Below are 20,361 nucleotides of genomic sequence, written 5' to 3' on the forward strand. Positions count from 1 at the left end.
AGATTTGAAGTGCCCCAACCCCTTGCCGCTCAACACCACCGTGGCGCCGGGCGTTGCGGTGCGCGGAGAAATTTCAATCGTGGCCTGCCCGGCAGAGGAAACTCTTGGCAGCAGCGCCCCGAGAATGATGAATGCGAAAAAAAGTCGGCGGAATATCATGGCATCTCTCCTCAAGACTAAGACTTGGGCTCCACGAGCCTGCGGATTAGAGTCAGCCCGAAATGATTCGAAAAAACTTCCCCGCACGTGGCACGAGAACCCCACGCACCGGAGTCAGGAGAGAGCAACCGGGGTACAACGTGAAGCGAGGGACGAGAGGACTATAGCAAGCGATTTTTTCGAGTGTCAAGGCAGGGATTGGCTACGCCGTCACCTGCACGATCAATTCGATTTCGACGGGGGCTTGGCGGGGGAGTTCTGCAGCACCGACGGCGACACGGGCGTGTTTGCCGGCTTCGCCGAAAATTTGCACGAGGAGATCGGAGGCTCCATTAAGGACTTGCGGTTGATCGGTAAAACCGGGGGCTGAGGCGATATGGCCGACCATTTTCACGATGCGTTTCACTTTATCGAGAGACCCGACTTCACTGCGCACGATGGCCAATGCGTTTAGGGCTGCAACCTTGGCCGCCTCCATCCCCTGCTCGATCGTGATGCCCTGCCCGAGCTTGCCGGTGCAGATGAGTTGCCCATCGCGTGACGGCAGCACACCTGAAAGAAACAAAAGATCACCGGCACGCACGACCGGCACATAGTTCGCCACGGGCTTGGGAGCCATGGGTAATTCAATATGGAGCGCTTTCAGCTTGGCATCAAATGACATAATCTAGATCCTTATCTTCCTTATCCTGCGCGAAGAGCCTCAAAGAAACTCTCTCCATCGGGCAACCGTTCAGCCTGCAATGCCTCGACAATGGTTTGGCCAAGATCGGCGGCTGACGCTCGCACCCCCAAATTCACGCCCTGGGACAATTTCGGGCCGGTGACCAACAGCGGCACATATTCCCTCGTGGGTACCTTGGCGGGCTTGGTCAGGTCTCGGCCATGATCGCCGGTAATGACCACGACATCGCCCACCCGCAGCTTTTCAAACAGATCCGGCAACCGGCGATCGAAGTCTTCCAATGCCGCCGCCGCCGTGGCCGGCTCATCCGTCAGCAGATCGAGACTCGCATAGAGCAGCCCGCGCGGCATCTTGGGAATCAACTTGGTGGTTTCCTCCAACGCGGCAATTGCGGTCGCCGCCGGGAAGGCCCGCGTCAACCCACGGCCGGCAAAGAGGTCATACACCTTGCCGATCCCCATCACAATCTGGCCCGAGCGGTTCAAGACATCCAGCATGCTCACAGCCGGCGGCTCAGCAACATAGTCTTTGCGGCCGCCGCTGAGTTGAAAGGCTCCGGCTTCACCTGAGAAGGAATGGGCGACAATACGCTGAGGTCCCAAGACGCCCTTGAAGGCTTTCCGAATATCACGGCAACACTGGTAGAAATCTGCGGCCGGCATAGCCGAGATATGCATCGCGACATGGCACGTCCAACCCCCGTCGGTCCAGACGATCGGCGCGCCGCTGGAGAGATGCTCGACGCCATATTCGTCGATGAGCGATTGGGCATAGCCGAGACGATTGCCGATGACTTTCCGTCCGAAGCTTTGTTCGAGTTGTGAAATCACCTCGAAGGGAAACATCGAACGGAAGGGAGAGGCCTGACGTGCTTGGATGACCCCGCTGGTTTCCCAATACCCGACGACTGAATCGGCTCCTTGCGAGACAAACCCGATCTTCCCGAACGATCCGTTCGGCTGCGCCATGGCTCGCACGCCGGGAATGCTTGCCAGATGGCCGAATCCCAGTGTTTCCAGATTCGGGAGACTCAGCCCGCCGACCGCCTCCGCCACATGGACGACCGTATTGGCGTCAGCATCGCCATAGTCCGCCGCATCGGGCAATGCTCCGACTCCCAACCCGTCGATGACCAGAAGAATCACACGATTTATCATGGGCGCAATATAGCAGAAGCCGGGGTGATCGAACAGCGCCGGCGTGGATTACGCCGCAGCAGCGGGAGGCGGACCGGAGGCGGACACGGCGGTCATTAAGAAACGATCCAGACGGGCGCGCTCCTTGGGAAGGACCATCAGGAATTTCACGCCGAATTCATGCAACGTCGCCCAACACACCTGCCCCATTTCAATGGTGACCGGCGGCTTGCCCGTCGCTGGCGTGAACTGCATGGTCACGAGCATATTGTCGAACACGGGCGTGTCGCTTTGAATCGCACAGCCCCCCATGGACACATTGAGCATGATGCCCTGCCCGGTTACTCCATCTTCGTGGGTAAATTGAACGGGACACTGCACCTGTATCCGCTGTGGTCGTGAACTTGCCATCGCCTTCCTATCGGACGATCCCGCCGATTCCTTGAACGATTTCCCTGCCCTCCGCTATTTCGACGACGCCTTCCACTCATCCAGAATTTTCAGACTCGCACTCGTGCCGATTCGATCGGCGCCGGCTTCCAGCATCGCCAGTGTCGTCTTCCAGTCTCTGATCCCGCCGGAGGCTTTTACCTTCGCCCGGCCGGCTACCGTTTGTTTCATCAACCGGACATCTTCGACCGTAGCCCCGGCTGTTGAAAATCCGGTCGAGGTCTTCACATAGTCGGCCCCGGCTTCGACCACCAGATGACAGGCGGTGACCTTCTCCTGCTGTGTCAGCAAGCAGGTCTCCAGAATCACTTTATGTTCGGCCGACGGCGTCGCCTTCACGACTTCCGCAATGTCCTGCCGCACATAGGCCTGATCGCCGGACTTCAGACGACTGACGTTGATCACCATATCCAGAATCTGCGCCCCACGCGCAACGGCTTCCACCGCTTCGGCCACCTTCGCCTTCGTGGTATGGCCTCCGAGCGGGAAGCCGATCGGAATGCCGACGCGCACGGCCGATCCCGCCGTGGCGGCCACCGCCTCATCGACATAGCACGGCGGCACGAAGATCACGACGAAGCCCAGGTCTTTCGCCTCCTGACAGAGCCGCAGCACATCGGCCTTGGTCGCGTCAGGCCGCAAGACGGTATGATCGAGTAACGTGGGAAGATTCCATTGAGTCATGACAGCGGACACTCCTTCTAGGTTCGGCCGCGATGGGCACGCGAGAAAAACTGTTTCTGATACTTTTCGACGGCCTTATTGTGTTCCGTCAGCGTGGTGGAAAACTGATGCGTCCCGTCATTCTTCGACACAAAGTACAGGTACGATGACACCGCTGGGAACAACGCAGCCTTGATCGCCTGTGCTCCCGGACTGGCAATCGGCCCAGGCGGCAATCCGGCCCACCGATAGGTGTTATAGAGGCTGGGATGCGAGAGATCTTTTTTATGGAGATTGCCGTCGAAATCAGGCAACCCGTAAATCACGGTCGGGTCGCTCTGGAGCGGGATCTTCTTCTGCAGCCGGTTGTGGAACACCGATGAAATTTGCGGCCGCTCCTCCCCCGAACCCGTTTCCTTTTCGATGACCGAGGCCAGCGTCAATACTTGATGCAGCGTCAAATGAATATCCTTCGCCCGAGCCTGCCATTCCGGAGTGACGACCTGGTTGAGCTGCTCCACCATCGTCCTGATCGCATCTTTGGCCGACACCGGCTTGGGGAATCGATAGGTATCGGGGTAGAGATAGCCTTCCAGCGTCTCCGCTGAAATCCCGAGCGTCTTGATGAAGCCCTTGTTCTTTGCGAGACGCAGAAACTCGGCGCGATCGGTGATGTGGTGCTGCGCCAGGACGTCGGCGATCTGTACCATCGTATAGCCTTCGGGAATCGTGACCGCATGCAGGACGACTCGCCCGGCCAAAAGTTTTGAGAGAATGTCCGCCGGCAGCATCGCCGGATTCAGTTCATATTCACCGGGGCGAATCTTCCGATCGGCTTCGAGGGCCTTGCCGAGCAGGACAAACGCCGAGCGGCTCTTGATGAGCCGTTCACGCTCGAGCAGACCCGCGACATGCTGAAACGTGGAGCCTTCGGCAATGACGACGACTTTGGAGGGAGGATGTTCGGCTTCCGTGACGACCGGGGCTTCAGCCCATTTCATCATCAGATACGCGGCCGCCCCGGCGAGTCCGGCGGCGAGGACGAGTACGATGAGGATCACGCGCAGTTTCATAAGGGCGCTCGGGAGCTTCGTGGTACTGGTTGTCCGGCTCTAGACCGTCTTCGGCCTCCGCCGGATGACCGTGGACCGGCGAGGGTGACTGAGCCTCCAGATAACTCTGCAAAAGGATAGCGGCGGCGATCCGATCGACCAAGCCTTTGCGCTTCTTCCACCCGACATCGGCGGCGATGAGCAGCTGCTCGGCATCCTTCGTGGTCAGCCGCTCGTCCCAGGTATCGACTGGAACCGGCAACGCATCGGCGAGCCGCTCCAGAAACTGATGCACCGCCTGCACGGCCAGACCCTCTTCGCCGTTCAACCGCAACGGCAATCCCAACAACACCTTCCCGACTTCGTGGGTCTTGACCAGATCCAGAATGTGGGCGATGTCCAGATCCAGCGTCTGCCGCTCGTAGGTTTCCAACGGCTGCGCGGTCCAGCCCAGCTCATCGCTCAAGGCGACGCCGATCCGCTTGGTGCCGTGATCCAGTGCAAGAATACGGCTAGGCATGAGTTTACCGCTGCAGGGCAGATTCGACCAGACCAAAGACCTTTTCCAGCGCGGCATCGAGACGGGATACATCCTTGCCCCCGGCCTGGGCCATCTCGGGACGCCCGCCACCCGTGCCCCCGACTTCCGCGGCCAGGACCTTAATCAAATCTCCGGCTTTGAGTTTACCGATCAGATCTTTCGTCACGACGACAAGGAGGGCGACCTTCCCATCTTCGGTCGCAGCGCCGAGCGCGACGACGCCGCTCTTCATCTTATCCCGCAATTGATCGGCCAGTGCCCGCATCCCGTTCACATCCAGCCCGTCGGTCCGCTGCACATGGACCGGCACACCGGCGACGGTCTTCGCGCTCGAAGCGACCGCCGACCCGCTGGCCATCTTCAATTTCAACTCTTCCAGCTCGCGCTCTTTGTCCTTCAGTTGCGTCAGCACCTTGCGAGTTTTGCTCACCAGCTCAGACGACCCGACCTTGAGCAGATCGGACAATTCCCGCATCTCCCCTTCGGTTTTCTTTAACAGCGCAAAGGCCCCGCTGCCGGTCTGAGCTTCGATGCGCCGCACACCGGCCGCGACACCGGTCTCCGATACGATACGGAACAGCCCGATCTCGCCGGTGTGTCGACAATGGGTACCACCGCAAAGTTCCTTGCTGAAGGATTCGACCGTGACCACCCGCACCTGCTCACCGTACTTATCGCCGAAGAACGCCAGGGCTCCCTTGGCCACCGCGTCTTGAATGCTCATCACTTCGGTCGAGACGGTTTCATTCTTACGAATCTCATTGTTGACCACCGTCTCGATTTCATCGATGTCACGGGTCGAGAGCGGGCGGAAATGCGCGAAGTCGAACCGCAGCCGGTTCGGCCCAACCAACGATCCGTACTGCTTCACATGAGGCCCCAGCATATCCCGCAAGGCCGCATGCACCAAGTGCGTCGCCGTGTGGTTCCGCGCCGCGTCCTGACGGGTCGTCGCATTGACCGACATCCGCAGCTGCTCGCCTTCCCTGATCCGTCCCTTAGTCACGATGCCCTTGTGCAGAATCAGCGTCGGCGCAGGCCTCGTGGTCTCCTTGATCTCCAACCGGCCCTCTGGACCGACCAACAGACCCTGATCGCCCATCTGACCGCCGCCCTCGGCGTAGAACGGCGTCACATCGAGCGCGACTTCAACTTCATCACCCTCGGCCGCTTCCTTCACCATCCGGTCGGACTTGAGGATCGCCTGCAGGACTGCATCAGTATCCAGCCGGTCATAGCCAATGAACTTCGTCGCGCCCAGACGCCCGGCCAACTCCGACACCGCAGGCCTGGCTGTTTCCTGCTCAAATCCGCCGGTCTTCCGCGCGCGGTTCCGCTGTTCTTCGATCGCCAGATCGAACCCCTTCTCATCGACCGTCATGTCCTGTTCGCGACAGGCCTCCTGAATGAGGTCCATCGGAAACCCGTATGTGTCATAGAGCTTGAAGATATCCGTTCCGGCCAACACCGTCTTGCCGGATGACCGGGCCTTCTCGATCATCTCGTTGAGAATCGGCAGGCCCTGATCGAGGGTAGCGATAAACCGTTCTTCTTCACCGCGCGTGGCTTCCGCGATCGTCCCGGCCGCAGCCTTCACTTCGGAATAGGCCTCAGCCATTTGATCGACGACCGTGGCGGTCAACTCATGCAGAAACGGCTCGACAATCCCAATCAAACGCCCATGACGGGCCGCGCGCCGCAGAATCCGCCGAAGCACATACCCGCGCCCTTCGTTGGAAGGAAGCACGCCGTCGGTCATTAGAAAACTGATCGCGCGCAAGTGGTCGGCGATCACGCGCATCGAGCGATCCGCCTGCTCCTTCTTGCCATACTGCAAACCGGCGCGCGTACCGATGGCTCCCAACAACGGCATGAAGAGATCGCTGTCATAGTTGCTCAAAACTCCCTGCGCCACCGCCGTCAGCCGCTCCAGCCCCATGCCGGTATCGATACTGGGCTTCGGCAACGGGTTGAGCTTTCCCGACGCATCCCGGTTGTACTGCATGAACACGAGGTTCCAGATTTCGATGACCCGGTCGCCCTCACCGTTGGGCGTATCATCGCCCGGCACTGCCGAGCCTTGGTCGAAATGGAGCTCTGAGCATGGCCCGCAGGGACCGGTATCCGCCATCTGCCAGAAGTTGTCTTTTTCGTCACACCGGACGATACGGGACGGCGATACGCCGATCTTCTTCCAGAGCTGATCGGCTTCATCGTCCTCGCGGAAAATCGTCACCCACATCCGGCTCTTGTCGAGCCCCACCGTCTTGGTCAGAAATTCCCAGCCGAAGAGAATCGCATCTTCTTTGAAATAGTCCCCGAACGAGAAGTTCCCGAGCATTTCAAAGAACGTGTGATGACGCCTGGTGTACCCGACGTTCTCCAGGTCGTTGTGCTTCCCGCCGGCCCGCAGGCACTTCTGCACCGTCACCGCACGCTTGTAGGCGCGCGATTCTTCGCCAAGAAATACCCGTTTGAATTGATTCATCCCGGCGTTCGTAAACAGCAGGGTCGGATCGGCCTGAGGAATCAAGGCCGAGCTCGGCACCGCCTGGTGCCCTTGCTGCTCGAAGTACCGGATAAAGGCCTGGCGAAGCTCGCGCGCACTATTCTTCATGACTCAAGTCCCTCATGTCCAAAACAAGCTCGTATCGTACGCTCGATCGTCTCTTCTTCGAAACCCCACTGACGTAGGAGGCGAACCGCCTGCGAGACGGTCACGCGCTGCCGCTTGCGCTGCCACCCCTTGAGCGCCTGCCGGGCGAGAGTGTCTTCATCAATCTCTCGAAGAGCCTCTTGGACGGCTCTTTCAGCGACGGCCTCCCCGATCCCTCGGCTCTGCAACTTGGCCAACAACCGCTCACGTCCCATCGGCTGGCGAGTGAGCCGGCTCTCAATCCATCGCCCGGCATAGGCACGATCATCGAGATAGCGGAGATCGGACAATCGGCTGATCGTCTGCTTCGCCTGAGTCGCGGAAGCCCCCTTGCTCAACAAAAACTGCTCGACCTGAGCCACGGTCCGATCCCAGCGAGCCAAATACCGCACGGCAAGGTGCATCCACTCTTCGGGAGACGATGGCGGCGTCCGTTTTTTCGCACCCACAGATCTGCCGCCTACTTGTGCGCCCGCTTCTCCTCACCCTTGTCCGCCTTGGCCGCCGGCTTCTCTTCTTTGGGCTCGGCCTTTTTTGCATTGCGCGCAGGCACCCCGGCCAATTCCCGAAGCTTCGCTTCAACTTCCAGCGCCGCAGCCGGATTGTTCTTGAGAAATTCCCGCGCCGCATCGCGTCCCTGGCCGACCCGCTCCCCTTTATAGGAGTACCAGGCCCCGGACTTATCGATAATCTTCTTCTCGACCCCAATATCAACCAGTTCACCGGTCTTCGAAATACCTTCGGCAAACATGATGTCGAACTCCGCCTGGCGGAACGGCGGCGCCATCTTGTTCTTAACGACCTTGACCCGCACCCGGTTTCCCATCACATCCTGGCCTTCTTTGACTGACTCGATGCGACGGATATCCAGGCGAACCGACGAATAGAACTTCAACGCGTTACCGCCGGTCGTGGTTTCCGGATTGCCGAACATCACCCCGATCTTCATGCGGATCTGGTTGATGAAAATCAACGTCGTCTGAGACTTAGAGATCGCCGCCGTCAGCTTGCGCAGCGCCTGCGACATAAGCCGGGCCTGCAAGCCCATATGGGAATCGCCCATCTCGCCTTCGATTTCAGCCCGCGGCGTGAGCGCGGCAACCGAGTCCACCACGATCAGGTCGATTGCCCCGCTGCGGACCAGCGTCTCGGCGATTTCCAAGGCCTGCTCACCGGTATCGGGCTGGGACACGAGCAACTCATCCGCCTGCACCCCGAGTTTTTGAGCATAGGTCAAATCCAACGCATGTTCCGCATCGATAAACGCCGCCACACCGCCGGTTTTCTGCACTTCGGCAATACAGTGGAGGGTCATCGTCGTCTTGCCGGACGACTCCGGGCCGAAGATCTCAATCACTCGTCCACGCGGCAAGCCTCCGACGCCAAGGGCGATATCCAACCCCAACGACCCGGTCGAGATGGCCGGAACATCGGCGGGACGTTCATCCGTCCCAAGCTTCATGATGGCGCCCTTCCCATACTGCTTCTCGATCTGGGAAAGGGCCAACTCTAACGCGCGCTTCTTGTCGTCTTTCTCTGACATGCGTATCTCCTACAGAATTAGTAAGAATCGGGAAGGGGGATTATACCCAAGCGAGAAAAGGAAACCTAGAGCGGAATGGTGGCTAGGCGAGTAGTGACCATACGTAACATCCCGCATTCACCCCGCGAATAGTCCTGACGAGAGCGCTTCGCAAATGAATCCGCGTATGCGCGTATGATGGGTGACACGTTGCGAGGCTACGCGTACTGACCGGTGAACAGGCCCTGCGAGGGACACTGATGCAGGTGTACGAACACAACGACCCCGATTCATTGCGCACTCGGACCCATCCTTGGACCGACGGTGCCTCCAATCCTGCTCACACGTACTATGATTTTCGCGCCCGGCCGGAACTCATCCGGTCGTCGATTGAGGATCTGCAAGAATGGAGCGCCTACCCTGCCACGGAAACCTTTTACCGGCTCCTTGAATGGCTCAACGGACCGGAATCCGCCCTTGAATCCAACGACTGTGCCTTCAGCGGCGCAACCGCCACTACAAGCACAGCCCTTTCCAGACGGCTACAGTGTTCCGGCCGCCTGATGATTCTCTACCGAGACCTGTCATTGAATACATCCCCGGAGCAGATACATTGGTTGACCAACGGAGCTGCTCACGCGATGAGCGCTGTCGAACCTGAATTTGAAGGGGGCGCCATCGGGGCGACGATCACCTCGGTCAGATTTCCAACCCTGCCTGGTCCCCCGGAACGGCAACAGGGACAGCAACTCATGTTGTCGTTTTGGGCCTGGGGGGAAGATGAGGCTAAGGTCATGACCAACCTCGATCGCATCTTTTGTAATATGACCGCAGCCCTTCAAGCAGTCTCGCACGAGATCCATCGAACATCGTCAGGCACCACCCCGGACGGTTAGCCAGTCAACCTCACGCTGTCCGGCATCATCAAGCGCACCGACTACACCGCTAGGCATACTGCCCCTCGGCGAAATGAACCCCGTCCACACCGTTCGATCCTGCACTTGCACGGTGCCACGATGCCGGGTACGATCTGGCGGCATTTCCCTGAACAATGACAGTGTAAAGGAGTCCACACGTGACAAAATCGATCCTGACCGCCGCACTCACGGGGAGCCTGCTCTGTGCCGCGATCGCAGGGTGTGTCGCCGACACCTCAACACGAGACGTTGCCGGCCCCTATGCCACGTGGAATGACGTGATCCAGCGATGGATTGGTGGGACCCAGTCGGCGCTCTACCTGGAACTCGGTCCGCCGAACCTGATTCCCCAAACGCTCGCAGACGGCAACACCGAGATGGTATGGGATTTCTCAATCGATCGGATGCCGGGTCAAGCCGACGAATATCACTTACTCCCGCTGTACGGGGGCGACGTGAACTGCCAGCTCCGGTTTCTCGCCGACCCCAATGGCATCATCCAGGCAGGCACCCGCGTCGGCTGCGATTAGTCTCTTGGCGAAGCCGCGCCGCCGTGCGCGATCAGCCAGCGCCGTAGCAACTCAAGAGCCGCCTGCGACGACCGCTGCTTGACGACCGATCGATCACCATGAAAACGAAACTCTTTGGTGAGGGAACCCTCTGCCCCGCCATCGAGTCCGACATAGACCAATCCGACCGGCTTCGTCTCGGTCGCGCCGCCCGGCCCGGCAATGCCGGTGACACTCAACCCGACAGAGACTCCGGCCCTCTCGCGAATACCCTTGGCCATGGCCGCCGCCACCTCCCGGCTGACTGCGCCATGTTTCGCAATCAATACTACCGGCACACCCAACATCTCGCTCTTCGATTGATTGCTATAGCAGATCGCGCCGCGATCGACGTAGGCCGACGATCCCGGCACCTGCGTGAGCCGATGACCGATCAAACCGCCGGTGCAGGACTCGGCCAGAGCTACCGTCCGCCGCTGCTCACACAGCAACCGCCCGACCACGTCCTCCATCGCCTCGCGGCCTTCGGCAAAGAGACAATCCCGCAGCCTGGCCCGAACCTCGTCGACCAGCGAAGCCAGCCGAATACCCGATACCGACTCGGCGCCGCCTGACTTCGTCGTCAATGAGACCAACACTCCCATCGGCGAGGCCAGCAATCCCACATCGACGGAAAGCCCTTTGGGGATCAGGCCCAGCAGTTTGGCGTCGACCTCCGCCTCCGGCAGACCCCAGGTGTGAAACGTGTGTCGAATGATCGGTTGCGGAGCGGCCTGTTTCGAACGCGCGAGTTGATCCGCCAGGAACGGGATCACCGACTCCGTCATCATCGCTTCCATCTCGCGCGGCACGCCGGGAAGCGTGACGATCGTTGCCCCTTTCCATGCAAGGACAAACCCCGGCGCAGAACCGACGGGATTGGCCACCACGGTCGCGCCGGCCGGGATGGTCGCCTGCCGCAACTGCCCTTTGTTCGGCGTCCGTCCCCATTGAGCCAGGCGCGCCGTCATCCCGTCGAACGCCGCTTTTCGGCGAGCCAGTCGCCGCCCGGTCGCCTTCGCCACCGCCTCTCTCGTGCAATCGTCTACCGTCGGCCCCAGCCCGCCGGTCATGATGACGACTCCGGCGCGATTCGCCGCAGTCTTGAGCACCTGCACCATATCGGCCTGATCGTCCCCGACGATCGACTTAAACCGCACCTCAATCCCGAGCCGACCCAAGGCCTCCGTAATAAACAGCGAATTGCTGTCGGACCGTCCGCCGACCAATAGTTCAGACCCGACGGCAATCGTTTCAGCAATCACCGCACGCTGGGCAGATCGGAGAGCACGCATAGATAGCTTGTCCTGTTACGGAATTTCAGCGAAATCAAGGACGAAACTCTCCGCGCCCCCGGACGCGGGAAACACGGTGATTGTCGTCTTCGCGCGCGGATCGAATTCGTTATAGTTGAACCAGGCAACGACTTTGGCTTTGAAGCGCGGACGATCCGGCCAGGCGGCGCTGCGATTCGCCTGTCCATCGAAACGCACGGTCACCGGTTTGACCGTCTTACCGGCTTGATCGAAGACGATATAGCTCTCCTGAGCAAAGGCCGGCGTATCTCCGAAAATCACGGTACTGACTAGCATCGTCTTCGTCTCAAGAGACTGAACCACATCGGCCTCGGCGGGCTGCAGCCCCCGAAACCCCATATGCGTCGCCAATACGGAGAGCGCCCCAAGCTTGGTGATGAGAAAACCGCTCGGGTGCAACTCATCCGAAGCCCCGAACCGCGCATAAAACGTATCCGGAGCACGCCCCAGTCCTGCAGCGGCTTTGCCCTCGTCGAGTGCCGCGCGAACCTGCTCAGGACTCGGGTGACTTTCAATCGCCAGCGCTGGAGTCGCACAGAAGAGAATGAACACCGCCATACGAATGCCTATCCGTATCATGTGCGCCTCCTCCTGGACTGAAGCCGTACCAGATCGTTTTTCCACTGTCAACGAACCGCACAACGAACCGCGCGTCATGTTCTCGCACGTTGACAAAACAAAAGACGAAGTGCTAAAGAAACCGCTCTTTACATACCTGCCTTTTCAAGAAGTTATACGGAGGAGTTCCGATGTCGAGTCCCGAACAAACCGCACCAGCTCAGCCACCGAAGCGACAATTCGTCAATTTCGCATTCTATAAAGTCGATCCGGCCTGGCGCCGCCTTCCGGAAGCCGAACGCACCAAAGGGAAAGCCGAATTTCTCAAAGCCGTGGAAGAATATGCCGGCCGTGTGCTCGTCGTTGCCTACTCCGCGGTGGGCATCCGCGGCGATTGCGACATCATGCTCTGGCGCATCAGCTACGAGCTGGAACTGTTTCAGGAAATGACCACGAAGATTCTCGCGTCAGGACTGGGCCAGTACATCACGACCCCCTACTCCTACCTGGCCATGACCAAACGATCGATCTACGTGGATCATCACACCCACGAAGGTCAGGAGAGCAAGCGCCTGACCGTCGTCCCCGGCAAGGGCAAATACATTTTCGTGTACCCCTTCCTCAAGACCCGCGAGTGGTTCCTGCTCACCAAGGCTGCTCGCCAGGGGATGATGGACGAACACATTGAAGTCGGCCACCGCTTCCCGTCGGTCAAATTGAACACCACCTACTCCTTCGGTCTCGACGACCAGGAATGGGTCGTGGCATTTGAGACCGATAAACCGGAAGACTTCCTCGATCTCGTGATGGCCTTGCGCGAAACCGAAGGATCCCGCTACACCTTACGCGATACTCCGATCTTTACCTGTATCCGTAAAACGGTGAAAGAGACGCTCGATACACTCGGCGGCTAAGCGCCCAGTTGTGCCATTTCAGAACGGCCTTCGACCATCCGGTCGAAGGCCGTTTTATTTTACCCCGTGAGCCCCCAGCAAGGTCGCGCCAGAATAAGAAACCCGGCAGCCGGCGCTGGCATTCCTCTTTGACAGCCAAATCACGCATATGTTACCTGTACGGGGTCTTCTTTCATCATCCAATCAGGTAGGATCATGGCTGATACCACCGCCCTCTATGCGCTCAGATTTCCTGACGGATCCGTGAGCTTGTATATCGACGAGCACTACGCCCAGGATCGCGGAATCGATCCGTCTAAACTGGTCCGCATCGAGATCCCCCGAGAGATGTTCATTAACGGCAGCGTGCAGGAGGTTCGCGAATACGTTGCGCTCTATTTGGAGACACACCAGCAGCAAGCCGGGAACGCCTAACCTACGCACACAGGACACACCATCGCTATGCCTTCAACTATGGCCTCTCCCCTCACCGCTGAGCTGATCCAAGACGTCATCGCGAATCTGCCGATCCAGGGCCGCATCATGCTCAAGCTGCTCCTGATCCAGCACCTGGACGTGACGCACGAAGAAATCCTGTTTATGGTGTCGGACCGCCCCGACCCCCGCTGCGTCTCCGGGAAAAAACCCATTACGACGATGACGGAAGAGTCGATCTCGGCCATGCTCAGCCGGCGAGATGAATATCGCCGCCGCGCCAGGCTCCGCCGCGAGCGCACCGGGCTCCAATGCACCGCCCTCGCCGTCCTTGCGGCTACCGCCGACAAACTCGTCGATCGAACAGCCGCACTCCTGGCTACCCGTGGCGTGTCCGCTGAGGCCATCGCGAATCTTAAGACACAAGCCCGTGTCGCCGTTCCACGCCCTGCGCTGCGCGTGCTGGAAGAACGCTGGGACAAGAACGATATCTCGGCAGAGGAATATCAGACCTATCGGCTGGCCATTGAAATGCAACTACACCTGCGCATGGCCGAGCGGTTCAGAACCAGACTTGCCCTGGCGGAGCGCGAGCGACAGACTTCCGATCAGACCACGTTGCAAGATCATGAGATCGGCCATATCTGGGGAATTCCTGCCGGCACCTTGGCCGCTCGAAAAGTAAAATTCCTGTCGCAATATCTGATGGCGCTCCAGGCCGCCTTGACCGGCACACCGGCTAACCCGAACAGCATCCCCCCGTTGGATCTCTGGAAAGACACATTGGCGACCCTGTCCCGCACCCCGATTGAACGCTCCATCGCCGCCTACGATGGTCTGGAGCAAACCGAGTCCGCTTTGATCGAAAAGCTGTCGGCCTATGTCGTCGGCGCGGTGCCTGAACCGATTGAAGTCAAGTTCTGGAATTCACTGGTCTACGGAGCAAGCTCCAATGCGATGCATAGCGAAAACACCCGGACGTTATTCGGATTACAGCGACTCGTCTCCATTCAACAGGACACCGACACCAGCCCCGAAGCGCTCGATGAAGACCTGCTGAAACGGACCACCCCTCGCCCGAAACTCGATAACGCCGCGCTGGGGGATTCGTCGGAACAGAAGCTGGAGATCACCGATCTCCAGAAGCAGATTTTGCATAACTTTATCGGAGAAGACGCCAGCGGCAAAGCCTCGGATAAGTGGTAGCGACAGACGATCTTGCGAATTGCGTTCGCTCAGGTATAATCAGGCTCAACTATGCCGACACAACCTGCCAGAGGTCTCAGCTTCTTCGTACTACTCGCTGTGCTGCTGTCAGCAACCCTGACGGTCGGCACCATCAGCGCGCCTCCGGTCACCTCGGCGGCAAGTCTGCTTGAAATCGCCGAGCTGTTGGCACACCCTGAGCAATACGATCATCAAGACGTCGTGGTAAGCGGGGCCGTCACGAACGTGCAGCTCGCCACCAACCGCCAGGGGCAACCGGCCTACGGGTTTCTCTTGAAAGACCAGGCCGGAACGCTCAAGGTGATCAGCCTGGGCCAGGCCGAGGTTCATGAAGGCGACCAAGTCATTGTTGAAGGCGTCTTCAGCCGCCTGCGCCAAGTCGGCCGCTCGATCGTCTACAATGAAATTAAGGCGCTCTCGGTGAAGCCGCTCAACCGCTTGAATCCCGACCTTGTCGGATAGTTGATCCACTCCCCGCGCAGAAAAATCCATCGCGGTTCACCATCCATGTTACACAAACTATCTGACCAGATCTCAGCCTCTGAACGGACATCACACCGGACCGAGCCCAGCATGCTCCACCTACTGGCGATTGCCGCAGGGATGCTGGGACTGGCGACCGTGACTGGCTGTGCAACCGCCGCCACCGTCGGTGAATATCCGAATCAACAAAAAGTTATTGGTAAATCAAAAGCCGAGGTCCTCGCCTGCGCGGGCAAACCGGTCAAAGAACAAACTCGCAACGACGTTGTCCTCCTCCAATATTACCGGGAGGCGCCGATCCTAGAAGAATCCCAGCCGGTAGGGAAAGGTAGCATGTCGACGAACCGGCATGGCTGCTGGGCCACCGTGGTCCTGACAGACGATCGCGTTACCGACGTACGCTATCGATTCGCCCCCCCGAGCATGGACGCCTCCAACGACTGCGAAGCCATCTTCGACCCCTGCGCGCCGTAGCCGCCGCCATCCATCAACTTTGAGTTTCCGCCTAGCCGTGCGCCGAGAATCATGGTACTCCTACCCCATGCTGGCGCTGCGCCGATACCTTGCATGCGTACTCACTCTGTCGCTTCTCGCGTGTGGCCTGCCCGCCGTCGCCCTGGCGCTGGAAAAGTACGGCCGTCCTCTGCCCTCGATGGACGATCCCAATGACACGGACCGGGGGTCCGAAGAGAGTCTCTTCGCCGGCTATCTATTGACCGGCGCATTTGCCAAGAACCCGTCCTTCGCCGCCCGGCCAGACAACAGCGGCCTCGTCGGGCTGCGCCATATGATCCACCTTGAAACAGACCTCTATAAACAGTATCTGACCTTCTATACAGACCAGAATTTCTTTTCCGATCGAACAAACGGCTGGATCGAACTCAGTGAATGGGATAGTACCTACGCCTTCACGGGCGTCGTCGATCATTTTTCCTGGCGCCTTCAATATGAACGGGATGCGCCGCTCGATCGCCGAGGCATCAAGCAGGCCTATGCTGACGGCATGATCACGGCCAAGCTGCAATCGGCCCAGGACATGGCCTGGTGGCGGAAGCTCTTTCCCAACCAGAGCCTGACGATGTACGCAGGAGCCGGCTGGTTGTTTCATAACAGCAATTACTTCGCCCGGCCCGATAATACCGGGCGAGCCCTCTTTCGTTACGTAGCCCACGCAGACCTCGATCTCTACAAAAACAAAGTCGTCCTCTACGGGGACGTGAATTTCTTTACCGATCGGGACGGCAGCAATCAGGCCCAGCCGACGGAAATGGATTGGATCGTGGGGCTCGCGTTGCGCTGGCGTGACATGGAACTCGCCGTCTACCACGAGCAAGACCAGCCGCTGGACAAGCCTGGCCTGACCCAGAAGTATCTGGCCGTGCAAATGCGCTTTTCGTTTGATGTGTCGAAGGAAGACTTAGGATTGAGCCGGATGAAATCGGTCACCGGCAGTCATTGAGGCAACTTCAGAATCCACGTCATCAGCCGGTCCGACCACCGGTCCGAGAGCAGCTTGATCATCAGCGCACGGACCTTCGCATCCCTTCCGACAAGATACCGGGTCTTCGGACGGGAGGCCGTCAAGGCATGCACCACGGCATCCGAAACGGCATCGGGGGAAATCGCCCGCGCCGCCGCCTCAGCCACGCGCGTCCGGACTCCCGCGATCACTCCGGCATATAACGTCTTCAATTCTTCCGACGTGACCGACTCCAGTTCTTCGGCCTTCGCACCGGACTTCGTCCAGATCGGCGTGGCAATCGCCCCCGGCTCCACAATGGAAACCTGAATTCCCCACTGCTGCACTTCGAGGCGCAGGGCATCCGTCAATGCTTCCAACGCAAACTTCGAGGCCGAGTAGGGGCCCATCACCGGCATCGCCGCCCGCCCCGCTATCGATCCCATGTTGACGATGCGCCCGCGCCCTTTGCGAAGCAGCGGAAGGAACGCCTGGGTCACCGCGACCGGCCCGATCACATTTACCTCAAGCTGCCGGCGCAGATCGGCAATCGGCACGGCCTCCAGCGGACCGGCCACCGCAATGCCCGCGTTATTCACCAATCCGGCCAAGCCGCGAGGCCCGACCTGCTCGGCAATCTGCCGCCGCGCCCGTTCGATCGAGCCCGCATCGGTGACATCGAGTAACATGGGCTGGAGCCGAGCCGAGCCCTGCGCCCGCAGAGATTCACCATCCTCGATCCGACGCACTCCGGCCAGCACCGTAAAGCCAAGCCGGTCGAGATGCCACGCGCAGGCCGCCCCGATGCCGGTCGACGCCCCGGTTATGACAATGGCTCGATCAATCGGCGGACTCATTCTCCTCCTTCTCGCGCATGAGCACTGCGATATCCCAACTCTTATTCCGGTGCGGAATTGTATCCGGCGCCCTCGAAAGACACAACGCCGGAATGGGCCCAAGAGGCCGACAAGAAGAGCCTCGACGGACTAGGCGGCTCGTCTGAACGGTACCCTTACATCAGGCGGACGTTTTATCTCTGATGGACCTTTCATCTCAGCCCGATGCCGATGCTCCGCATCGCTTTCTCCCGCCAGCGACCACGCCACCAACCACACAAGCGCACCGATCGTCACCAGACCAATCAGTATGACCATGACATCCCTCACAATCTTCCGGCAGGCTCATCCCATCCCCCGAAGCCAGCCGGCGTTCGACGGCTGGCTGGCGCAGGCCGCCCCCTCCTGCCAGCCAGCCTGTTATATCGCCCCTTATGTCGACAGACGATAGACCCAACGATCACGCTCGCGCCGTAAGTCCGCCTGCGCTCGTGCCTCCCGACCCATGGCAGACAGCCTCAACCCACTGAAAAACACCAGCGCCATCCCAATCATCGCGGCAAACAAATACCCGAGTGGAACCCCAGGCCAAACCATCGCCTGTTCCGGCGCCTGCACCACGGCCCCTACCGCCGGCATCGTGCCTGCCAGTAGGACCTGATCGGCCGATTCCGTCATCGTTGCCGCACGATCGACCGCCGCCAGCAACGTCCCGAGCTGATATTGATTCACGCCCCACGCCTCTTCCAGCCCGGTCCTGGCCTGAGCCACATGAATAATCGCCAGGCCCAACTGCTCCTGCACCGCAGCCGCCCGAACGGCATAGTCCAGTCCGGCCTCCACAATCCAGCGACCGAGCAACGGTTGCCATGTCGCGATGAATGCCCCATGCATACGCTCTCCCAATAACTCCGCAGCGCCGATCATGTCGCGATTGTACGGAGCGTGCGCGTGATTCGCCGACAGGATCCCGCTAAGCACGCCACGCCTGGTCCCATTCACGATGGAACGCCCCATGACCGCCTGGGCGCGAGCCGCGTGATCATCCGGCATCGTCGCCGCACGGTCCATGATAAATCCAAGGGGGCCCCCGGGCATGGATTGCAGACTATAGTGTGCGAGCAACGCCTGGTCCCATTCCAATATCGCCTGGGCCGTAATGCGATCGCTCTGTCGTTGCAGGATTGTACGATCGACGATGGCTTTCCCCAGGGCAGGCTGCAACCACACCATCCCGTCCACTGAACTGAAAAATGGCTCACTCATCGCAGGCGGCGCGGCAACAAGGAAGGTGCCGGTCGTAGCCACGAAGAAAAACAGCGCGCCGAAGACAATGGCGCACAGGCCAAAGCCAACGATGATGTCGATACCGCTATAGCGATAGGTCATGACAACCTCCTTTCCGCCTCGGGCAATCAGGCCGTTGGTGGTGCGCCACAGGCCTGTGGACCCGATTCGGATAACGCGATGTGGAGAAGCGGCGCCAAAAATGGCACCCGCTACGCGAGTCGCTGCATGACTGGCCGTTCGTCCGCTTGAGAGAGAGCCAACCGCCCGTCTGGTGGAATGAAAACACCCGGCAGGTCCGGACCGCTGGATTGAAGCTCCACGGAGGACCATAGCACCACCTACAGAATGAGGCGACTGCGAGAAGTTAGTATGAGCCTACGCCCCCGCCCAAACCTGATGCAAGGGCAGGCAGAGTCAGGCTAGGAGCCGGTCTACGCGAACAGTCTCTCCCCATTGATCCACGCTCAGCCTATGCATCTACGCAAACTCCGCCGTGTCGATGAGAGTCGGAGACATAATCGAACGATAGGCCGCAATACAGTTGAATCAGGAAATGAACCGTACAGCATCCGCTGAGGTTCCTGTCCCTGATTCAGAACTCCATCGAATCGATATGAGGGTGTGGGAAGGGTCTTTCATGAAAAATATTTTCATGAGCCCACGCCATCGAATCACCGGCGCAACTCAAACCACACGTCCGGCTCCTCCTCTTCCGCGCGCCTTCAATAGAGCATCGGACACTCAGAATAGCCGAGTCACCGACAGTCACTGGTACGCCAGCCATCATTCCACAGACAATCGAAGAGCCGGAAATGAGCTCCAGTAAACGCTCAGCGCCGATCGCATTGCACACCGCAGGCACAAAACGATCGTCTGAAGCCGCACTCCAGACGAAGCAACTCAGATATGCGCCCTTGTCTCAGCCAGCCTTCGCTCCTCCACAAATGAGCGAACCACGGGATGCGGACGCCCCATCCATTTTTCACATGACCGACAAAATCCGAGCGGAAGTAATTTACTCGCCGCGCAATCTCTGCTATACCTGTCACATCGACTCACAACTTTTTACATCGAAGGGGGGTGAAGTACTCATGGCCACGAAGAAAGCAGCAGCGAAGAAGCCTGTAAAAAAGGCTGCCGCGAAGAAGAAGAAGTAGTCGCACCATGAGGAGGCGACGGTCACGTCGCCTCCTCGCCTCTCTCCCCCCCCCGCATTCTCTCAACCCCGACTCCCGCAATTCCGAAACGCAGTTCGAATCAGATTTCTCCATTCACTTTTTCTTCGACATGTTTCCGCCGACTCGATCGTCGCCCCCTTCATCCGATCACACCTCTCCATCAGTGACTCTCCCTCCATGTCCCGTCCACTACACCCCGAAAGCTCCCAACCGATTCAGCATCGAACACTCTCGACCGCGTCTTGTCGAACCCGCCAGGGAATCCTAGTGCAATAGAATGCAGAGAGAGGGTTCGGATCAGAAACCAGATAGATGAACTTACTGCGGGGAGAAGAGCTGCCTCTTGCTGGGGAACTG

Annotated in this window: 22 protein-coding genes; 9 read left to right on the plus strand and 13 right to left on the minus strand. The window is 59.3% G+C overall.

From position 1 onward, the window contains the following. Positions 1–361: 361 nt before the first annotated feature. Genes NITLEN_RS16420 through recA form a run of 9 tightly spaced genes read right to left on the minus strand, consistent with a single transcriptional unit; the run spans position 362 to position 8,885 of the window. Positions 362–823, minus strand: coding sequence for a RidA family protein (locus NITLEN_RS16420; protein WP_121990733.1), 462 nt, complete (start codon positions 821–823; stop codon positions 362–364). A 20-nt stretch (positions 824–843) separates the two neighbouring features. Continuing rightward, positions 844–1,989, minus strand: a complete 1,146-nt coding sequence (locus NITLEN_RS16425; protein ID WP_181416937.1) for a phosphopentomutase — start codon at positions 1,987–1,989, stop codon at positions 844–846. Between the two features lie 60 nt (positions 1,990–2,049). After that, positions 2,050–2,391, minus strand: a complete 342-nt coding sequence (locus tag NITLEN_RS16430; RefSeq protein ID WP_121990735.1) for a PilZ domain-containing protein — start codon at positions 2,389–2,391, stop codon at positions 2,050–2,052. A gap of 54 nt (positions 2,392–2,445) precedes the next feature. After that, complete coding sequence (gene deoC, locus NITLEN_RS16435) at positions 2,446–3,114, minus strand: deoxyribose-phosphate aldolase (RefSeq protein WP_121990736.1); 669 nt, start codon at positions 3,112–3,114, stop codon at positions 2,446–2,448. A 17-nt stretch (positions 3,115–3,131) separates the two neighbouring features. After that, the gene (gene mltG, locus NITLEN_RS16440; RefSeq protein ID WP_121990737.1) at positions 3,132–4,166 is read right to left on the minus strand and encodes an endolytic transglycosylase MltG; all 1,035 of its coding nucleotides are present in this window, start codon (positions 4,164–4,166) and stop codon (positions 3,132–3,134) included. After that, the gene (ruvX, locus tag NITLEN_RS16445; RefSeq protein ID WP_121990861.1) at positions 4,081–4,665 is read right to left on the minus strand and encodes a Holliday junction resolvase RuvX; all 585 of its coding nucleotides are present in this window, start codon (positions 4,663–4,665) and stop codon (positions 4,081–4,083) included. The genes mltG and ruvX overlap by 86 nt, the downstream gene beginning before the upstream one ends. 4 nt (positions 4,666–4,669) lie before the next feature. After that, positions 4,670–7,303 (minus strand): alanine--tRNA ligase, encoded by a 2,634-nt coding sequence (alaS, locus tag NITLEN_RS16450; protein WP_121990738.1) that lies wholly within the window; start codon positions 7,301–7,303, stop codon positions 4,670–4,672. Continuing rightward, the gene (locus NITLEN_RS16455; protein WP_121990739.1) at positions 7,300–7,791 is read right to left on the minus strand and encodes a regulatory protein RecX; all 492 of its coding nucleotides are present in this window, start codon (positions 7,789–7,791) and stop codon (positions 7,300–7,302) included. Before NITLEN_RS16455 ends, alaS begins: the two co-directional genes overlap by 4 nt. An 11-nt stretch (positions 7,792–7,802) precedes the next feature. Further along, positions 7,803–8,885 carry a recombinase RecA gene (gene recA, locus NITLEN_RS16460; RefSeq protein WP_121990740.1) on the minus strand — a complete coding sequence of 361 codons (1,083 nt, stop codon included), beginning with the start codon at positions 8,883–8,885 and terminating at the stop codon, positions 7,803–7,805. Positions 8,886–9,124: 239 nt separating this feature from the next. On the opposite strand from recA, the gene NITLEN_RS16465 reads away from it, so the two are divergent. Both NITLEN_RS16465 and NITLEN_RS16470 read left to right on the plus strand, forming a co-directional pair. Next, the gene (locus tag NITLEN_RS16465; protein ID WP_121990741.1) at positions 9,125–9,760 is read left to right on the plus strand and encodes a hypothetical protein; all 636 of its coding nucleotides are present in this window, start codon (positions 9,125–9,127) and stop codon (positions 9,758–9,760) included. Between the two features lie 179 nt (positions 9,761–9,939). Then, complete coding sequence (locus NITLEN_RS16470; RefSeq protein ID WP_121990742.1) at positions 9,940–10,311, plus strand: hypothetical protein; 372 nt, start codon at positions 9,940–9,942, stop codon at positions 10,309–10,311. Here NITLEN_RS16470 and NITLEN_RS16475 read toward each other — a convergent pair. After that, entirely contained in the window at positions 10,308–11,624 is a 1,317-nt protein-coding gene (locus tag NITLEN_RS16475; protein ID WP_121990743.1) for a competence/damage-inducible protein A, read from the minus strand. The two genes, NITLEN_RS16470 and NITLEN_RS16475, sit on opposite strands and share 4 nt — an antisense overlap. A gap of 15 nt (positions 11,625–11,639) precedes the next feature. Continuing rightward, positions 11,640–12,224 (minus strand): hypothetical protein, encoded by a 585-nt coding sequence (locus NITLEN_RS16480; protein WP_146216234.1) that lies wholly within the window; start codon positions 12,222–12,224, stop codon positions 11,640–11,642. Between the two features lie 170 nt (positions 12,225–12,394). Here NITLEN_RS16480 and NITLEN_RS16485 point away from each other — a divergent pair, with 170 nt between their 5' ends. The 6 genes from NITLEN_RS16485 (at position 12,395) to NITLEN_RS16515 (ending at position 16,700) form a co-directional block, all read left to right on the plus strand. Then, positions 12,395–13,117: a chlorite dismutase family protein gene (locus NITLEN_RS16485; RefSeq protein ID WP_121990745.1), complete on the plus strand. Its 723-nt coding sequence runs from the start codon at positions 12,395–12,397 to the stop codon at positions 13,115–13,117. Positions 13,118–13,312: 195 nt separating this feature from the next. Further along, positions 13,313–13,531: a hypothetical protein gene (locus NITLEN_RS16490; RefSeq protein WP_121990746.1), complete on the plus strand. Its 219-nt coding sequence runs from the start codon at positions 13,313–13,315 to the stop codon at positions 13,529–13,531. 27 nt (positions 13,532–13,558) lie between these two features. Further along, entirely contained in the window at positions 13,559–14,737 is a 1,179-nt protein-coding gene (locus tag NITLEN_RS16500; RefSeq protein ID WP_181416938.1) for a hypothetical protein, read from the plus strand. A 51-nt stretch (positions 14,738–14,788) separates the two neighbouring features. Beyond that, positions 14,789–15,220, plus strand: coding sequence for a hypothetical protein (locus NITLEN_RS16505; RefSeq protein ID WP_121990749.1), 432 nt, complete (start codon positions 14,789–14,791; stop codon positions 15,218–15,220). 111 nt (positions 15,221–15,331) lie between these two features. Further along, positions 15,332–15,715 (plus strand): hypothetical protein, encoded by a 384-nt coding sequence (locus tag NITLEN_RS16510; protein WP_121990750.1) that lies wholly within the window; start codon positions 15,332–15,334, stop codon positions 15,713–15,715. 37 nt (positions 15,716–15,752) lie between these two features. Beyond that, positions 15,753–16,700, plus strand: a complete 948-nt coding sequence (locus tag NITLEN_RS16515; protein WP_146216235.1) for a hypothetical protein — start codon at positions 15,753–15,755, stop codon at positions 16,698–16,700. Here the strand turns inward: NITLEN_RS16515 and NITLEN_RS16520 are convergent. Both NITLEN_RS16520 and NITLEN_RS16525 read right to left on the minus strand, forming a co-directional pair. Continuing rightward, on the minus strand, positions 16,694–17,557 hold the full coding sequence (locus tag NITLEN_RS16520) for an SDR family oxidoreductase (RefSeq protein ID WP_121990752.1): 864 nt from the start codon (positions 17,555–17,557) through the stop codon (positions 16,694–16,696). The two genes, NITLEN_RS16515 and NITLEN_RS16520, sit on opposite strands and share 7 nt — an antisense overlap. A 411-nt stretch (positions 17,558–17,968) precedes the next feature. Further along, positions 17,969–18,925: a hypothetical protein gene (locus NITLEN_RS16525; protein ID WP_121990753.1), complete on the minus strand. Its 957-nt coding sequence runs from the start codon at positions 18,923–18,925 to the stop codon at positions 17,969–17,971. A gap of 713 nt (positions 18,926–19,638) precedes the next feature. Here NITLEN_RS16525 and NITLEN_RS16530 point away from each other — a divergent pair. Next, complete coding sequence (locus tag NITLEN_RS16530) at positions 19,639–19,983, plus strand: hypothetical protein (RefSeq protein WP_121990754.1); 345 nt, start codon at positions 19,639–19,641, stop codon at positions 19,981–19,983. Positions 19,984–20,361: the final 378 nt, after the last annotated feature.

The sequence above is a fragment of the Nitrospira lenta genome (assembly GCF_900403705.1).
GTDB lineage: Bacteria > Nitrospirota > Nitrospiria > Nitrospirales > Nitrospiraceae > Nitrospira_D > Nitrospira_D lenta.

What these genes read in the sequence shown, in the direction of transcription:
- NITLEN_RS16505 (WP_121990749.1), top strand. Translation starts at nt 14,789, where the DNA reads ATGCCGACACAACCTGCCAGAGGTCTCAGCTTCTTCGTACTACTCGCT.
- recA (WP_121990740.1), bottom strand. Translation starts at nt 8,885, where the DNA reads ATGTCAGAGAAAGACGACAAGAAGCGCGCGTTAGAGTTGGCCCTTTCC.
- ruvX (WP_121990861.1), bottom strand. Translation starts at nt 4,665, where the DNA reads ATGCCTAGCCGTATTCTTGCACTGGATCACGGCACCAAGCGGATCGGC.
- NITLEN_RS16420 (WP_121990733.1), bottom strand. Translation starts at nt 823, where the DNA reads ATGTCATTTGATGCCAAGCTGAAAGCGCTCCATATTGAATTACCCATG.
- NITLEN_RS16490 (WP_121990746.1), top strand. Translation starts at nt 13,313, where the DNA reads ATGGCTGATACCACCGCCCTCTATGCGCTCAGATTTCCTGACGGATCC.
- NITLEN_RS16530 (WP_121990754.1), top strand. Translation starts at nt 19,639, where the DNA reads ATGAGCTCCAGTAAACGCTCAGCGCCGATCGCATTGCACACCGCAGGC.
- mltG (WP_121990737.1), bottom strand. Translation starts at nt 4,166, where the DNA reads ATGAAACTGCGCGTGATCCTCATCGTACTCGTCCTCGCCGCCGGACTC.
- NITLEN_RS16520 (WP_121990752.1), bottom strand. Translation starts at nt 17,557, where the DNA reads ATGAGTCCGCCGATTGATCGAGCCATTGTCATAACCGGGGCGTCGACC.
- NITLEN_RS16525 (WP_121990753.1), bottom strand. Translation starts at nt 18,925, where the DNA reads ATGACCTATCGCTATAGCGGTATCGACATCATCGTTGGCTTTGGCCTG.
- NITLEN_RS16475 (WP_121990743.1), bottom strand. Translation starts at nt 11,624, where the DNA reads ATGCGTGCTCTCCGATCTGCCCAGCGTGCGGTGATTGCTGAAACGATT.
- NITLEN_RS16465 (WP_121990741.1), top strand. Translation starts at nt 9,125, where the DNA reads ATGCAGGTGTACGAACACAACGACCCCGATTCATTGCGCACTCGGACC.
- NITLEN_RS16480 (WP_146216234.1), bottom strand. Translation starts at nt 12,224, where the DNA reads ATGATACGGATAGGCATTCGTATGGCGGTGTTCATTCTCTTCTGTGCG.
- deoC (WP_121990736.1), bottom strand. Translation starts at nt 3,114, where the DNA reads ATGACTCAATGGAATCTTCCCACGTTACTCGATCATACCGTCTTGCGG.
- NITLEN_RS16510 (WP_121990750.1), top strand. Translation starts at nt 15,332, where the DNA reads ATGCTCCACCTACTGGCGATTGCCGCAGGGATGCTGGGACTGGCGACC.
- NITLEN_RS16500 (WP_181416938.1), top strand. Translation starts at nt 13,559, where the DNA reads ATGCCTTCAACTATGGCCTCTCCCCTCACCGCTGAGCTGATCCAAGAC.
- NITLEN_RS16430 (WP_121990735.1), bottom strand. Translation starts at nt 2,391, where the DNA reads ATGGCAAGTTCACGACCACAGCGGATACAGGTGCAGTGTCCCGTTCAA.
- alaS (WP_121990738.1), bottom strand. Translation starts at nt 7,303, where the DNA reads ATGAAGAATAGTGCGCGCGAGCTTCGCCAGGCCTTTATCCGGTACTTC.
- NITLEN_RS16485 (WP_121990745.1), top strand. Translation starts at nt 12,395, where the DNA reads ATGTCGAGTCCCGAACAAACCGCACCAGCTCAGCCACCGAAGCGACAA.